This window comes from Pseudomonas sp. 2822-17 (genome assembly GCF_002742485.1).
Taxonomy (GTDB): domain Bacteria; phylum Pseudomonadota; class Gammaproteobacteria; order Pseudomonadales; family Pseudomonadaceae; genus Aquipseudomonas; species Aquipseudomonas cyclaminis.
In genome coordinates this window covers 1-230 of sequence record NZ_LJRZ01000036.1, presented here as the reverse complement: position 1 = coordinate 230, position 230 = coordinate 1, and the positions used below count along the sequence as shown (strand labels likewise).

The 230-nt window shown below is 41.7% G+C and carries 1 protein-coding gene; it reads right to left on the bottom strand.

Annotated features, from left to right (window positions below; genetic code table 11):
- A partial coding sequence (locus tag AOA60_RS32500) for a hypothetical protein (RefSeq protein ID WP_218240456.1) occupies positions 1 to 230 on the bottom strand: 230 nt, incomplete at both ends.

Below are 230 nucleotides of genomic sequence, written 5' to 3'. Positions count from 1 at the left end.
GCAATTACTGGTGCTCCTAATGTAACAGCAAGCGCTGACACTGCTGTACCTAAAACTATTAATCCAGCACCAATTGCTACATCTACAGCCGCATCTCCTATAATTTTACTTTTACTTTCTCCAGACTTAATGTTGTTATGAAGATTGTATCCAGTTTCAAGTGCTACTCCTACCCACCCAGCTTTACTTTTCAATCCAGCTTTGGCATTCGCACCCGGATCTACATACTG